We start from the raw sequence: 14471 nt of genomic DNA, 5'->3' as shown, positions 1-14471 counted from the left end.
ATACGGGTTGCGTGACGCAACCCGCCTCATTCCCGCCTGGTGCGGCGGTCGGCGCGCTCGATCGCCTCGGCCAGGTCGCCGACCGGTACAGGTCGGCTCATGTAGTACCCCTGCGCCTGGTCGCAGCCCGACCGCCGCAGCACCTCCAGCTGCTCGGCGGTCTCCACGCCTTCGGCGATCACCGCGAGATCGACCGCGTGCGCCATCGCCATGATGCTGTTGACCAGCGCCGCCGCGTCGTGGGAGTGGGCGATGCCGACGATGAACGACCGGTCGATCTTCAACGAGTCCAGCGGCAGCCGGAGCAGCTGCGCCAGCGAGGAGTAGCCCGTGCCGAAGTCGTCGATGGCCAGTTGCACGCCGTAGCGGCGCAGTTCCTGCAGCATCCGCGTCGCCGTGGCCGGATCGTGCATGAGCGCGCTCTCGGTGATCTCCAGCGACAGCGACTTCGCCGACAACCCGGTCTTGCGCAGGGCCTCGTCCACGGATTCGGGAAGAGCGGGATCTTCGAGCTGCCGCACCGACAGGTTGGCCTTCACCTGCAGGTCGAGGTCGTAGCGCGTCCGGAACCGGGCGATCTCCTCCACCGCCGTGGACAGCGCCCACGCGCCGATGTGGTGGATCAGGTCGCTCTCCTCCGCCATCGGGATGAACTCCTCCGGCGAGACCGTTCCGTGCACCGGGTGCGTCCAGCGCAGCAGCGCTTCGACCCCGCTCACCCGGTTGGCGTGCAGGTTGACGATGGGCTGGTAGGCGAGCCACAGCTCGCCGTTCTCGACCGCCGAGCGCAGGTCCTGCTCCAGCTCCAGGAAGCGCTGCAGGCGCTCGCGCAGCTGGACGTCGAAGAACGCCACCCGCCCGCGGCCGCGCGTCTTGGCCTCGTACATGGCCACGTCCGCGTCGCGCAGCACGTCCTCCGCGGTGCGGGAGTCGTCGGGAGGGACGAGCACGATCCCGATGCTGGCGTCGACGTGCAGGTGCCTGCCCTCGACCATGATCGGTTCGGTCAGGCGCCGCCGGATCCGGTCGGCCAGCGCGTGCAACCGCGCCGGGTCCTCCTCGTCGTGCACCAGCACCACGAACTCGTCACCGCCGTGCCTGCCGACGTGCTCGTCGGAGTCCATCACCGACCGCAACCGCTCACCGGCCACCCGCAGGACCTCGTCGCCGACGACGTGCCCGAGCGAGTCGTTGATGATCTTGAACTTGTCCAGGTCGATGAACATCACGCCGGTCGGCGTGGTGCGGTCGTGCTCGCGCATCGCGTTCTGCAGCCGGCGCAGCACCATCGTCCGGTTCGCCAGCCCGGTCAGCGGATCGTGGGTGGCCTCCCGCTCCAGCTGCTTGCGGAACGCGCGCGGCTCGGTGATGTCGGTGAACGACACCATCGTCCGGTGCGGTGGGGAGTCGTCCGGGGTCAGCGAGCGCGCCGAGATCGCCAGCCACGCGCTGGTCCCGTCCGGGCGGACGAAGCGCGCCACCCGGCGGTTCTCCGGCTCGCCGGTGAAGCGCGTCTGCAAGGACGGCGCCTGCGGCAGCCGGTTGTCCTCCTCGTCGAAGGCCACCCAGGACTGCGGGTCCGTGCCCACCAGATCGTCCTCCGCGGTGCCCAGGATGGCCGTCGCCGCCGGGTTGGCCATCACGATCCGGCCGTTCGAATCGATGATCAGCACGCCCTCGTCGAGGAGGCTGACCACGGTCGCGTAGCGCTTCTCGGCCGTGCGCCGCGCCGTCTCGTCGGCGCACACCAGCACGTACCCGTTGCTCATCTCCGCAGCCGAGATCCGCACCATCACCGGCGAGCCGTCGGCGTGGCGGTGCTTGGCCTCCGTGGTGCCGCCGACGGCGAGCAAAGCCGCGGGGTTGATGTCCGCGCCCACGAGATCGCTGGTCGGGCGTCCGCGAGCCTGATCGGCGGAGAACCCGTAGATCATTTCGGCGGCCGGGTTCCAGCTGGTCACCACGCCGTGCCAGGTGGTGGCGATGATGGCGTTGTTGACGTGCTCGACCAGCGCCGCCTGGTAGCGCAGCGCCGCATCGGCCGCCCGCTGGGCGGTCACGTCGCGCAGGATGACCTGGAAGGCCGGTCGTCCGTGCCAGCTCGTGCGCACCGCCACCGACTCGACCAGCATCCGCGAGCCGTCGACCCGGATCATCTCGGCTTCGGCCGGCTCGGTGGTCGTCCCGGGGTCGTTGGCCACCGACAACCGCGAGAACAGCTCCGCCTGCGCGTGCTTGGCGACGAATTCGGTGATGGGGTGGCCGACGATCTCGTCCGGGGAGGTGGCGCGCATCATCCGGACACCGGCCGGGTTGACGTAGACGGTCGTGCCGTCCTGGTGCACGCACACCGCGTCCGGGTTCATCTCGACCAGCCGCCGGTAGCGATCGGCGATGTCGGTGTCGAGGCGGTCCTCGTTCAGCGGGGACGCCACGTCCACCGCGATCCCGACCAGGCAGCGGTCGCCGCGGTCGAACGCCGTGCGGCAGCGCAGGAAGATCGCGCGCAGCTCGCCCGAGGACGTCGAGAACGGTTCCTCGAGCGATTGCGAGCCGGGAGCCTGCAGCGTCTCCGCGGAGTGCAACAGAGGTGCGATCAGCTCCCGCAGCCGGCCGCGGAGCTCGTCCTCGCCGCCGTCACCGACCTCCAGCAGCTCGTCCATGCCCGTCGACCAGCGCAGCTCGCCGTCGGACAGCCGGTAGCTCCAGGCCGCAGCGCGGTTGACCTCGCACGCCAGGTCGCGGAGCTCCTCGTCCAGCCCGTAGGCACGGTGCAGCCGGTCGCTGTCAGTCATTGCCCTCCGCTTCCGAGGCGGACGCCGACGACCACTCTCCTCCGGTCCCGTGCTCGTGAATCCCGGCCCCCGCCCGCCCGGCACCAGGCGGGCGGGGCGACGGATCAGCGGTGCTGAACCGCGGCGCGGGGAGCCGGGGCGAACCGCTCGATGTCAACGTGGGAACCGACGTCGGTCAGCCGGACGGCCACCTGCTCGTTGTCGATGGTGAACGCTTCGTAGGAGAACTTCCAACCGGTGGCGTCGACGTGCTCGCCCCAAGCCCGGTACTCGCCGAACTGCCAGCCCGGGTAGTTGAAGAACTCGTCGAACACCACGACGCTACCCGGCCGCAGGCGAGGGCCGACGAGCTCGAGAACGGTCTTGGTGGAGGAGTAGATGTCGCAGTCGACGTGCAGGAACGATACCGGGCCCCGGTGGGCTTCCAGGAACTTCGGCAGCGTGTCGTCGAACCACCCGACGACCAGCTCGGCGCCCTTCACCCTCGGCGGGCCGTCGGGCAGCATCTCGCCGCCGAAGGTGCCCTCCGGGAAGCCCGCGCGCCAGTGCTCGGGCAGGCCCTCGAACGAGTCGAAGCCGTAGACGTCGACGCCCTTGCGGGACCGCGCGATCTCGGTCAGCGTCGTGCCGGAGTACACGCCGAACTCCAGCGCCATCCCGTCGGCGGGTGCCAGCGACAGCGCGTGCTTGAGGGTGGCGATGGGGTCCGGCAGCATCCGCGCCGAGGCCATCTCCTGGTGCACCAGGCGTGCCGTGGAGATGGCGGCGTCGCGTTCTCCGGCGGCGAACAGGTCGCGGCGGGACCGCATCTCGAAGTCGCGGGTGGCGGTGATGGCGCGGTCGACCTCCGGGCGGACGACGCCTGCGACGGCGTCGGACACCGCTCGCTGCAGCTTCTCCCGGGCGGCGACTCGCACGGGCTTGAGGGCGCGGGACAGCAGGTTCACGATCTACTCCTTGGAAGAGTCGGTTTCGTCGAGCTGGAACAGGCGCGTCCAGTTCTTCCTGTCGGTGAGCGCGCCGTGGCCGTCGCGCCACGCGCCGCGCGCCCGTTCTCCTTCCCGGCGCAGCCGCAATGCCGCGCGCAGCGCCTTCCTCCCGACTCGGCGCAGTTCGTCGCGATCGACCCGGCGGATCGAGACCGATTCCTGGGAGGCGTCGGTGACGACCGCGGTCTCGAACAGGCCGACGTGCCACCAGTGAGCGTCACCGGAGGAGATGGAGGCGGAACCGCCGACCTTGCCGAGCAGGTGCCACACCAGGCGCTTGGCCAGGACCAGCCGACGTCGGGCCGGGTCCGGTCCGGCCTTGGCGAGGGGCCGGGACGAGCCGCCCAGACCGGGCACCTGCGAGGGCGAGTACCGGGCGGTCTCGGCGTGAGGAGCGCGGATCGCGGCGATCCGCCGGAGGGTTCCGGCGTCGCCGTCGCGCAGCACGCCCGGACCGCGCAGGAAGTCCTGCACCGCCGCGATGAGCACCTCCGCCTGCGCGTACCGCATCGACACCAGGCACTCGGCCGTCCAGCGGAGGAAGACCTTCGCGCTCGCCGTCGGGTTGAAGTCGCCGTGCAGCGCGTCGATGATCAGCGCGTTGCGGAGGGTGAAGTAGCGGACCCAGCTCTCCTCGTCCTTCCAGTCGAAGTCGGCGTGCCACACCGCCGCGCCGGGCAGCGTGATCGTCGCGTGCCCCCGGCCCCGGATGCGGTAGCCGAACTCCACGTCGTCCCACTGGAAGAACATCGGGATGGGGTAGCCGGCGTCGCGCACGATCTCCGACGGCAGCAGGCAGCACCACCAGGCGTTGTAATCGGCGTCGACCCGGAGGTCCTGCAGGTCCTCGGTGAGGTCGGCGCGGTCCAGGCCGCCGTCGACGGCCAAACCCGGCTCGATGGTCGTGAAGCGGGCGTGCTCGGCCGAGACGTGGATCCGGTACGGGTGCAGCAGCTGGAGCATCTGGGAGCCGACCACGACCGGCTCGACGGCCGAGTCGGCGAAGGTCGTCATCCGCACCAGCGTGTCCGGTTCCAGCAGGATGTCGTCGTCCATGAACAGCGCGTTGACCACGGCGTCCTCGTCGGCCAGCGTTTCGTGCAGACCGCGGGTGAACCCGCCCGCGCCACCGAGGTTGCGCTGCCGCCGGTACTGCAGCAGACCGCCCAGCATTCCCCGGACGGCGTCGAAGGACTCCCGCGACTCGAGGGTGTCGTCCCCCTGGTCGACCACGTAGACGGCGGAGAGCGCGCGCATCGCGGCCGGGTCGGCGGCCAGCGCGCGCAGCGTGTTGAGGCAGTCGTCCGGGCGGTTGTGGGTGCACATGACCGCGGAAGTGGGGCGGCTGCGCGGCGGGTGCGGCACCAGCCACTCGACGTCGGCGACCTGCAGCGGGTCCGCTTCGGTGATCAGGTCCAGCCAGATCGCCCCGCCGTCGGCGAACTTGCCGATGTCGGCGGTCCACTGCACCTGGGACTCGGTGGTGCCCGAGACGCGCTCGGTGTGCAGGGTTCGGCCGGCCCCCTTGGCATCGGAAGCCATGACGCGCACGATCCCGGCCCCGCTGACCGTCGCGCGGATGATCACTCGGGTGACGGCGGTCCACCGCTGCCAGTAGCTGGCGGGGAAGCGCCCGAAGTAGGTCGAGGTCGACAGCGTGCTGTGCGGGTGGACCGTGACGGCCGTGCGATGCCGGGTGGCGGCGCCGTCCTCGATCTTGGCGTAGAGATCGACGGGCAGGTCGGCGAACGGCGGAGTGAAGAACGTTCGCATGGCTATGGCCGTACCGGGGTCCTCCTCGCGGAGCGCCTCCTGCCGGTGGGCCGGGAGCGCCGCGTTCTCGTCCACTTCACGAAATCCGCCAACAAGTGTCATGAGCGCCGCATTCTTTAGCTGTGACCTAAATGGATTGACGCCAGTAGTCTGCGCGATCGCGCGCGATTGCTCAGAAGCCACGAGGGTCCGGACGCCGGATATCACCTGTTCTGGTGATGGACGGGAGACGCTTTGTGGGGTTGGGCTCGCGGCGGCCGCGGTGATCGACCCGCTTGACAAAGCGCGCGAGCGTCACCAAAATTTTGGTCACGCCGGGTTCGACCGACTCGATGCGCTCCGATCCGGAGCGCGACCGCTGGCTGAGAGGCGCTGCAACGGACATCAGGTCCGCCACGCTCGGCCGGCGGGGTAAAGGGACAGCACGGTAAGGGCGCCTCCTGACGGAGGTGCCCATTTTGATGTCGCGAGGGGGATCGCGGCCCGCTGCCCCACGAGCGAAAGCCGCGTTGAGCCGGATTTCCGCCGACTCCGCGTGATCGCGTCCGGGCATTCGCCGCAACCGTCCACGTAGGACGGGTATGTCAACTGATCTTGCACTGGAAGGAAAGTCATGAGCGTCAAGTTGCAGAAGGTCAACGGCCTGGAGTTCGCCGTGAAGGACCTGGGGTTGGCTGAGTCTGGTCGGCATCAGATCCGTTTGGCCGAGCACGAGATGCCGGGTCTGATGGCTACGCGGAAGGAGTTCGCTGCTAGTCAGCCGTTGAAGGGTGCGCGGATTGCGGGTTCGTTGCACATGACGGTGCAGACGGCGGTGTTGATCGAGACGCTGGTCGCTCTGGGCGCGGACGTGCGGTGGGTGTCGTGCAACATCTTCTCCACCCAGGACGAGGCTGCCGCGGCGGTGGCGGTGGGTCAGGGCACCCCGGAGGCTCCGGCGGGTGTTCCGGTGTTCGCCTGGAAGGGCGAGACGCTGGAGGACTACTGGTGGTGCACCGACCAGCTGTGGGATTTCGGTGACGGCAAGGTCGCCAACATGATCCTGGATGATGGTGGCGACGCGACGCTGCTGGTGCACAAGGGTGTGGAGTTCGAGGCTGCGGGTGCGGTGCCGCAGCCGGCGGCTGATGACCCGGATGAGTTCAAGGTCGTTCTGGAGACGTTGCGCAAGTCGGTGGCCGCGGATGGTAAGCGGTTCACGAAGCTGGCGGGTGAGATCAAGGGTGTGACCGAGGAGACCACCACTGGTGTGCACAAGCTGGTGGAGTTGGTGAAGTCCGGGGAGCTGTTGTTCCCGGCGATCAACGTGAATGACTCGGTGACGAAGTCGAAGTTCGACAACAAGTACGGGTGCCGGCACTCGTTGGTGGATGGCATCAACCGTGCCACGGATGTGCTCATCGGTGGCAAGGTCGCTGTGGTGGCCGGTTTCGGTGATGTGGGTAAGGGTTCCGCGGAGTCGTTGCGGGGTCAGGGTGCCCGGGTGATCGTGACCGAGATCGACCCGATCTGCGCGTTGCAGGCGGCGATGGAGGGTTACGAGGTCAAGACCCTGGATGAGGTTGTTGAGTACGCGGACATCTTCATCACCACGACGGGTAATTACGACATCATCACCGCTGATCACATGGCGAAGATGAAGCACCAGGCGATCGTGGGCAACATCGGTCACTTCGACAACGAGATCGACATGGCGGGGTTGGAGAAGACTCCGGGTGTCCAGAAGTTGGAGATCAAGCCGCAGGTTCACGAGTACACGTTCACCGATGGGCACAGCATCATCGTGTTGTCGGAGGGTCGTTTGCTGAACCTGGGCAACGCGACGGGTCACCCGTCGTTCGTGATGTCCAACAGCTTCACCAACCAGACGATCGCGCAGATCGAGCTGTTCACGAAGCCGGGTGAGTACGCCAAGGACGTGTACGTGCTGCCCAAGCACCTCGACGAGAAGGTCGCGCGTCTGCACCTGGACGCGCTCGGGGTCAAGCTGACCAAGCTGACCAAGGCGCAGGCCGAGTACATCGGCGTCGACGTCAACGGGCCCTACAAGCCCGAGCACTACCGCTACTGAGCAACCAGCCGTGAGCCTCCTGGACTCCCACCACTCCCGGGAGGCTCACGGCTGGCCGTGTCCCGCGCAAGCGTAGCGGTGGAACGTCATGCCGTTGTCGAAGCGCTTGTGCTCCACGAGGTTCAGCGGCACCCGGGCGTTCGACGGGAAGACCCGGGTGCCGCCGCCGATCAGGATCGGCGCGAAGTACACCTGGACCTCGTCGACCAGGCCCGCCTCCAGCGCCTGACCGCCCAGCACGGCTCCGCCGATGAGCAGGTCGTCGTCGCAGGACTCCTTGAGCCGACGGATGGACTCCGGCTCGAATTCCCGCATCAACCGCGTCCGGCTAGTGGAGACACCGGCCAGCGTCCGGGAGAACACGACCTTCTCCGCCTTGCGCCACAGGTGCGCGAAGTCCTCCATCAGCGGGCCCTCCGCGGTGAAATCGCCTGTCTCCCAGGCGATCATCTCCTCGTACATCCGCCGCCCGTAGAGGTAGGTGCCCGCGCTGCGCTCGCGGTCGTTGATGAAGGCGAACACCTCGTCGCTGGGAACCGCCCAGTCGTAGCGCCCCTCGGAGTCGTTCAGATAACCGTCGAGCGAACCGATCGCGGAGTAGATCAGCTTCGCCATGCGCACCTCCTCGTGCAGCCGAAGTCCCATCCTGCCCGAACTCCACCCAGCTGCCCACCCGCCCGGCAGCGCCACCTAGTCCATCAGCAGATCCGCGGGGTCACGCCGGGGTGTTTCCGGCACGGGCGGTCCGTAACCGAAGCGCAGCACGGTCTGGGGGTGCAGCGAGCCGCCCAGCATCGAGCGCAGCTGATCGCGGGTCTCGGCGACTTCGGTAACCACCGAGAGCACGGACGAGGAGAGGCCGTGGGCGCAGGCGGTCAGCAGGACGCGTTGCATGGCCTGCCCGGCTCGGAGCTCGTCGGCCCTGCTGTCGTGGTGCGAGCACAGCACCGCAAGCAGGGGCTCGCGCTCGAAGTCCTTGCCGGCGACCCGCTCGGGGGCTTGGCCCGCGGAGAAGTCCCGGACCACCCACAGGTCCTGAGGTTCGGGTCGAGGGCCCGACGACGAGGTCGGCACGCCCTCGGGCTCATCGCGACGGCGTCCGGTCCAGCGGTCGAACTCCGCGCGGAACTCCTCGTCGTCGACCTGCGTCCGGTGGGCGCGGTGCACCAGTTCCGCGAACGGGTCCAGCTCGGTGCGGGTGAGCACGTGCAACCACCCCTGCTCCTGCTGCGCGGCGTCGATGAGCGCGTTGCGGTCGGCCACCGGTACCGGGATCTCGCGGAACGGGCGTCGGTTGCTGCGCCTGCGGGCGATCGCGTCGTGGAGCGCGCGTTCGGCGGGCGTCGGCACAGCCCGCCCGCCGCCGCGGATCTCGGCGAGTGTCGTCGGCGAACCAGCGGGCGGCGGCGGGTCCACGAGCGGGCGGACCCCCGCGTCGGCCAGCGCGAGCCGCAAGTTCATGATCGCCGCACCGCAGGCCAGGCGCAGCTCGCGATCATCGGGGTCGGCCGCGGGCAGCCGCCGCTGCGGGTCGGCGTGCACCTCGATGACCTGTTCGGTGAGCCGGAATCGCCACGGCTGCCGGTTGTGCAGCGACGGCGCGAGCCCGGCGGAGCCCATCAGCTGCCGGGTCCGTTCCGCTGACAGGCCCAGCGCCGTCGGGAAAGAAGCCATCGCGAGCCTCTCGATGTTCCGGCCGCACAACGCCATCCGAGTCTGGCAGACGTCGGGTCAACTCGCTGGACGCGCGGTGCGCGCGGTGGAGCCGCGCACGACGAGTTCGCTCGGGAAGCGGTCCCGGCGGGCCGGCAGGTCGCGGTCGTCGATCCGCTCCAGCAACCGCCGGACCGCTGCGCGGGCCATCTCGGCGATCGGCTGGCGCACGGTGGTGATGTCGTAGGAATCCCACGCGGTCATCGCGATGTCGTCGTAGCCGATCACCCACACGTCCTCCGGGACGCCGCGCCCGAGCGAGACCGCGCCGTCGACCGCGCCCAGGGCGGTGAGGTCGTTGGCGCAGAACACCGCGGTCGGCGGTTCGGGCCTCTGAAGCAGCTCGCGCATCGCCGAGCGGGCGAGGTCGTGGGCGAAACCGCCTGCAACGCTGAGGTCTTCGGCCAGCGGGTGGCCGAGATCGGCGAGACGTCGGCGGAACCCGTCCTCGCGATGACGCGCGGTGCTCGGGAGTTCGGGCCCGCGCAAGAATCCGATCCGGGTGTGGCCGGTGTCCACCAGGTAGTCGGCCACCGCGCGGCCGCCCGCGGCGTTGTCGGTGGTGACCTGGTCGCAGTCGAGCTCGTCGAGTCCGCGGTGCAGCAGCACGATCGGCTCGGCCCGGGTCACCGCGTCGGTGAGCTGCGGCGTCGCCTCGGTGACCGTGGTGAAGATCAGTCCGTCCACGGTTCCTTCGTCGAGGGACTCCAGCGCGCCCGAACCGTCGGGGCCGTTCCACAGCACCACGCGCTGCCCGGCCGCGTCGAGCGCTTCGGCGACGGCTTCGAGCAGCTGCGGGTAGAAGGGGTTGGTGATGTCGGCGACGACGACGCCGACCGTCGAGGTGCGGCGGGTGCGCATGGTGCGCGCGGCGGCGTGCGGCCGGTAGCCGGCCTCCCGCATCGCGGCCAGCACGCGCTCCCGCGTCTGCGGCGCGACCTTCCCGTTGTCCTGCAGGACTCGGGACACGGTCATCTGGGACACGCCGGCCAGCCGTGCCACGTCCCGGCTGGTGACCACCCGGCACCTCCTTCGCGTCTGCATCGAGGAAGCCCATCCTACGGGGTTTACGTAAACATCCGCGCCCTCTAGGGTTCATGTGTACGTAAACATCTCGGGAGGGAACCATGACGTTCGCGCTGAAGCGGGCCCAGCAGACCTCGGCTGCCACCACGACGTCGCTGCCCGACGTGCAGGAGAAGGTCGCCGCGATCATCGCCGACATCCGGGCGCGCGGAGACGAGGCGGTGCGGGAGCACTCCGCCCGGTTCGACAAGTGGGAGCCGGAGTCGTTCCGGCTCTCGCAGGCGCAGATCGACGAGATCATGGCGCGCGTTCCCGAGCAGGTCATCGCCGACATCCGATTCGTCCAGCAGCAGGTGCGCGGGTTCGCCGAGAAGCAGCTGGAGTCGATGCGGGAGATCGAGGTCGAGACGCTGCCGGGCGTGCACCTGGGCCAGAAGCACATCCCGGTCGCCGCGGCGGGCGCGTACGTGCCGGGCGGGCGCTACCCGCTGCTGGCCTCGGCGCACATGACCATCCTGACCGCCAAGGCGGCCGGGGTCCCACGCGTCATCGCGAGCACGCCGCCGATCCGCGGCGAGATCCCCGACGCCACCGTCGCCGCGATGCACCTGGCGGGCGCCGACGAGATCTACCTGCTGGGCGGGGTGCAGGCGGTGGTGAGCATGGCGCTGGGCACCGAGACCATCGATCCCGTCGACATGCTCGCCGGACCCGGCAACGCCTTCGTCGCCGAGGCCAAGCGCCAGCTGTTCGGCGAGATCGGCATCGACCTGTTCGCCGGCCCGACCGAGGTCCTCGTCGTCGCCGACGACAGCGCCGACCCGTTCGTGGTCGCGGTCGACCTGCTCAGCCAGGCCGAGCACGGCCCCGACTCGCCGGCCGTGCTCATCACGACCTCGGAGGAGTTGGGGCGCAAGGCGATCGAGCACATCGACGCGCTGCTGCCGGAGATGCCCACCCGCGACAACGCCGAACCCGCGTGGCGCGACCACGGCGAGGTCCACGTCGTCGACGACCTCGACGAGGCCTACCGGCTGGCCGACACCTACGCCAGCGAGCACGTGCAGATCCTGACCGAACGACCCCGCGAAGCGCTGGAGAAGATGCGCAACTACGGCGCGCTCTTCCTGGGCGAGGGGACCTGCGTCTCGTACGGGGACAAGGTGATCGGCACCAACCACGTGCTGCCCACCCGAGGTGCCGCTCGCTACACCGGTGGTCTCTGGGTCGGCAAGTACCTCAAGACCGTCACCTACCAGGAGGTCACCGACCCGGCCGCCAGCGCCGAGCTGGGCGAGATCTGCGGACGGGCCGCGCGAGTCGAGCTCTTCGAAGGCCACGCGCGCTCCGGTGACGTGCGGGCCGCCAAGCACGGAACCGCCGACCTGCCATGGGCTCCGGACGCCCTGACCCGGCCCTGACAACGAAACCGAAAGGCACACCGGCGATGTCGGTCAACGCTACGACGCGAACTCCGAACAGATCCGCGTCGCGCACGCTCATCTCCAGCACCATCGGCAGCGTCATCGAGTGGTACGACTTCACCATCTACGGAACCGCTGCCGCGCTCATCTTCAACCGGCTGTTCTTCACCGAGCTCTCCCCGGCGGCGGGAACGCTGGCGGCGTTCGGGACGTTCGCCGCGGGATTCATCGCCCGCCCGCTGGGCGGGTTCGTCGCGGGGCACTACGGCGACCGGCTCGGCCGCAAGTCGACGCTGGTCGTGACGCTCACCCTGATGGGCGGCGCCACGACCCTGATCGGCTTGCTGCCCACCTACCAGCAGGTCGGCCTCGCGGCGCCCGCGTTGCTCGTCCTGCTGCGGCTGGTGCAGGGGTTCGCGGTCGGCGGCGAGTGGGGCGGCGCGGTGCTGATGGCGGTCGAGCACGCTCCGGCGGGTCGCCGGGGCCGGTACGGAGCCTGGCCGCAAACCGGGGTGTCGGCGGGGCTGCTGCTGGGCACCGGTGCGTTCAGCGTGGTCTCGCTGCTCCCCGAGCAGCAGCTGATGGCGTGGGGATGGCGGGTCCCGTTCCTGCTGAGCGTCCTGCTGGCGCTGGTCGGGCTCTACATCCGATTCCGGATCAGCGAGCCCGATTCCTTCACCGACAGCCGTCCCGCGAAGCGTCCCCTGGTGGAAGTGCTGCGCACGCACCCGCGCGAGATCCTGATCGCCGTGGGGGTGCGCTTCGCCGAGGGCGGGAACTACTACGTGTTCACGGTTTTCATCCTCACGTACGTGACGGAGCACCTCGGGCTGCCGAAGCAGGCCGGACTGACCGGGGTGATGCTCGCAGCGGCGATCAACATCGTCGCGCTGCCGATGTGGGGCGCGCTGTCGGATCGGGTGGGGCGCAAGCCCGTGTTCATCGCCGGAGCGGTGTTCATGGCGCTCTACGCGTGGCCGTTCTTCTGGCTGGTCGACACCCGTTCGCCGGTGCTGATCGCGCTGGCGCTGGTGATCGCCCTGGCGGTTCCGCACGCGGCGGTGTTCGCACCGATCGCCGCGTTCTACGTGGAGCTGTTCGAGCCGCAGCTGCGCTACAGCGGGCTGTCCATCGGCTACCAGATGGGCAGCGTGCTGCTGGGCGGGTTCACCCCGCTGCTGGCCACCAGCCTCATCCTGTGGTCCGGCGGGAACTCCTGGAGCGTGGCGGTTCTCGTCGCGGCCGGGGCCCTGGTGGCGGCGTGGTCGATGAGCAGGGCCGCCGAGACCTACCGGAAGCCCCTCAGTTCGTGAACACGCCGATCCCGTTGGGAACCTGGCGCTGCCGGCCGTCCGACGGAACGTTGCGGACGGTGGCCTGGGGGCTGTCGGGCGTCCGGACGGCCATGGTGGAGGAACCGCCTCCGTCGAGGTTGACCGCGTCAGCGGCCCCCAGGTCGGCCAGCAGACCGGCGGTCTCCCGGAGGTTCAGCCCGGTGCTGGCGGGGGAGCGGCCGTCGGCGACCAGGAGGTAGACGCGCCGTCCGTCCTCGCTGATCCCGGCCGCGGTGCGGGGTGCGAGCTCCGCGGTGTCGAGGTCGGGCGCGGGGGCGCCGTCGCGCATGATGGGCGTGGCGCCGACGGCGAAGCTCAGCGGCATCCCGTCGGCCGGGAGCAGGGTGGTGCGCACGCCCACCAGATCACCCGGGTCGAGCGCTTCGAGTTCCGCAGCGCCTCGCTCGCGACCCGTCAGCACGACGGTGTCCGCGGGGATCGGGCCCGCACCGGGCAGGTCGGCTTCGGAGCGCACGACGCCATCGGTGATGACGACCTCCTCGGTGTCGGCGCTGCAGGGCGCGGAGCGGTCCGCGTCGGTGCCGCAGACCGAGCGTGCGCGCGACACCTCGCCCCAGTCATGGGTGAAGGCACCGACGCCGTCGACCGGCAGCGCGTACTGGTTGAGGCCCTCGACGTCGACGATCCCGTGCGGCCCGAAGGCCTTTCCCGCCACCGACAGCGTCGAGATCCCCGCCTTGCGGTCGGCACCCAGCGCGAAGACGTCCGCGTTGGAGGTTCCCCCGGGCAGTGCCGGCCCGAAGCGCTGGCCGTCGGGAACCGCGCCCTTGAGCGGATCCCCGCCGGCGATCTCCGGCCCGACCGAGGAGCTCGTCGGCACCACGCCCGGGTGCTCCTCGCTGATGTTGAAGAAGTCGCCGTTGACGCCCGCCAGGGCGCCGGCGGCGTTGGTCTGATCGGCGATCTCGTCCTTCGCCGCCACCGAACCCGCCTGCAGCAGGCCCAGATTCGCCCTCGGGTCGGTCAGGTCCACCGTCACCAGGTGGCCCTGAACGGGACCGTGCGCAGTGGACAGCGAGAGCGGTCGATGGCTCGCTCCCGGTCCGATCACGACCTCGGAGTCCTGCGCCTCGGCCGCCTCGACCGGTGAGACCAGTGCGACCAACGCCACCGCGGCACCCAGCGCGCCGATCCGCGCCACCCCGCTCGCCCCCATGTCCACGTCCCCTCCATCGACCTGCTCCGGCGACCGCAGTCACCCAAGCAGCCGGCGGTGAACGGGTGGTGTGACTGGAAAGAACTCGCCGTGGACGCGACGACAACCCGGCACCCGCGGTTACCGCGGTTGGCTCAACGTGAATGGGCTGGCTCGGGCCTTGATCTGG

General features: G+C 69.7%; 10 protein-coding genes. 3 read left to right on the top strand and 7 right to left on the bottom strand.

What is annotated here, in order from left to right; translation table 11 throughout:
• Positions 1-26 precede the first annotated feature (26 nt).
• From FHU35_RS14385 to FHU35_RS14375, 3 genes are all read right to left on the bottom strand, one after another.
• On the bottom strand, positions 27-2795 hold the full coding sequence (locus FHU35_RS14385) for a sensor domain-containing protein (protein ID WP_145739516.1): 2769 nt from the start codon (positions 2793-2795) through the stop codon (positions 27-29).
• Between the two features lie 104 nt (positions 2796-2899).
• Positions 2900-3742, bottom strand: coding sequence for a class I SAM-dependent methyltransferase (locus tag FHU35_RS14380; protein ID WP_342788506.1), 843 nt, complete (start codon positions 3740-3742; stop codon positions 2900-2902).
• A 3-nt stretch (positions 3743-3745) separates the two neighbouring features.
• Entirely contained in the window at positions 3746-5632 is a 1887-nt protein-coding gene (locus FHU35_RS14375) for a glycosyltransferase (protein ID WP_186459416.1), read from the bottom strand.
• 538 nt (positions 5633-6170) lie between these two features.
• On the opposite strand from FHU35_RS14375, the gene ahcY reads away from it, so the two are divergent.
• On the top strand, positions 6171-7628 hold the full coding sequence (gene ahcY, locus FHU35_RS14370; protein WP_145739510.1) for an adenosylhomocysteinase: 1458 nt from the start codon (positions 6171-6173) through the stop codon (positions 7626-7628).
• Positions 7629-7673: 45 nt separating this feature from the next.
• On the opposite strand, the gene FHU35_RS14365 is transcribed toward ahcY, so the two are convergent.
• From FHU35_RS14365 to FHU35_RS14355, 3 genes are all read right to left on the bottom strand, one after another.
• Positions 7674-8243, bottom strand: coding sequence for a dihydrofolate reductase family protein (locus tag FHU35_RS14365; RefSeq protein WP_145739508.1), 570 nt, complete (start codon positions 8241-8243; stop codon positions 7674-7676).
• A 75-nt stretch (positions 8244-8318) separates the two neighbouring features.
• Positions 8319-9302 carry an Acg family FMN-binding oxidoreductase gene (locus FHU35_RS14360; protein ID WP_145739506.1) on the bottom strand — a complete coding sequence of 328 codons (984 nt, stop codon included), beginning with the start codon at positions 9300-9302 and terminating at the stop codon, positions 8319-8321.
• Between the two features lie 57 nt (positions 9303-9359).
• Positions 9360-10361 (bottom strand): LacI family DNA-binding transcriptional regulator, encoded by a 1002-nt coding sequence (locus FHU35_RS14355; protein ID WP_145739504.1) that lies wholly within the window; start codon positions 10359-10361, stop codon positions 9360-9362.
• Between the two features lie 107 nt (positions 10362-10468).
• On the opposite strand from FHU35_RS14355, the gene hisD reads away from it, so the two are divergent.
• Both hisD and FHU35_RS14345 read left to right on the top strand, forming a co-directional pair.
• Entirely contained in the window at positions 10469-11788 is a 1320-nt protein-coding gene (gene hisD / locus FHU35_RS14350; RefSeq protein ID WP_145739502.1) for a histidinol dehydrogenase, read from the top strand.
• 26 nt (positions 11789-11814) lie between these two features.
• Complete coding sequence (locus FHU35_RS14345; RefSeq protein ID WP_145739500.1) at positions 11815-13104, top strand: MFS transporter; 1290 nt, start codon at positions 11815-11817, stop codon at positions 13102-13104.
• Here FHU35_RS14345 and FHU35_RS30195 read toward each other — a convergent pair.
• Positions 13094-14302, bottom strand: coding sequence for a phosphodiester glycosidase family protein (locus FHU35_RS30195; RefSeq protein WP_145740058.1), 1209 nt, complete (start codon positions 14300-14302; stop codon positions 13094-13096). The two genes, FHU35_RS14345 and FHU35_RS30195, sit on opposite strands and share 11 nt — an antisense overlap.
• Positions 14303-14471 lie beyond the last annotated feature (169 nt).

The sequence above is a fragment of the Saccharopolyspora dendranthemae genome, from assembly GCF_007829955.1.
Lineage (GTDB): Bacteria > Actinomycetota > Actinomycetes > Mycobacteriales > Pseudonocardiaceae > Saccharopolyspora > Saccharopolyspora dendranthemae.
The sequence above is the reverse complement of the archived record's forward strand: the minus strand, read 5'-3'. Positions and strand labels throughout refer to the sequence as shown.

Excerpts from the sequence above, each read along its gene's own strand:
- FHU35_RS14385 (WP_145739516.1), bottom strand. The coding sequence starts at position 2,795 with ATGACTGACAGCGACCGGCTGCACCGTGCCTACGGGCTGGACGAGGAG.
- ahcY (WP_145739510.1), top strand. The coding sequence starts at position 6,171 with ATGAGCGTCAAGTTGCAGAAGGTCAACGGCCTGGAGTTCGCCGTGAAG.
- FHU35_RS14365 (WP_145739508.1), bottom strand. The coding sequence starts at position 8,243 with ATGGCGAAGCTGATCTACTCCGCGATCGGTTCGCTCGACGGTTATCTG.
- FHU35_RS14360 (WP_145739506.1), bottom strand. The coding sequence starts at position 9,302 with ATGGCTTCTTTCCCGACGGCGCTGGGCCTGTCAGCGGAACGGACCCGG.
- hisD (WP_145739502.1), top strand. The coding sequence starts at position 10,469 with ATGACGTTCGCGCTGAAGCGGGCCCAGCAGACCTCGGCTGCCACCACG.
- FHU35_RS14345 (WP_145739500.1), top strand. The coding sequence starts at position 11,815 with ATGTCGGTCAACGCTACGACGCGAACTCCGAACAGATCCGCGTCGCGC.
- FHU35_RS30195 (WP_145740058.1), bottom strand. The coding sequence starts at position 14,302 with ATGGGGGCGAGCGGGGTGGCGCGGATCGGCGCGCTGGGTGCCGCGGTG.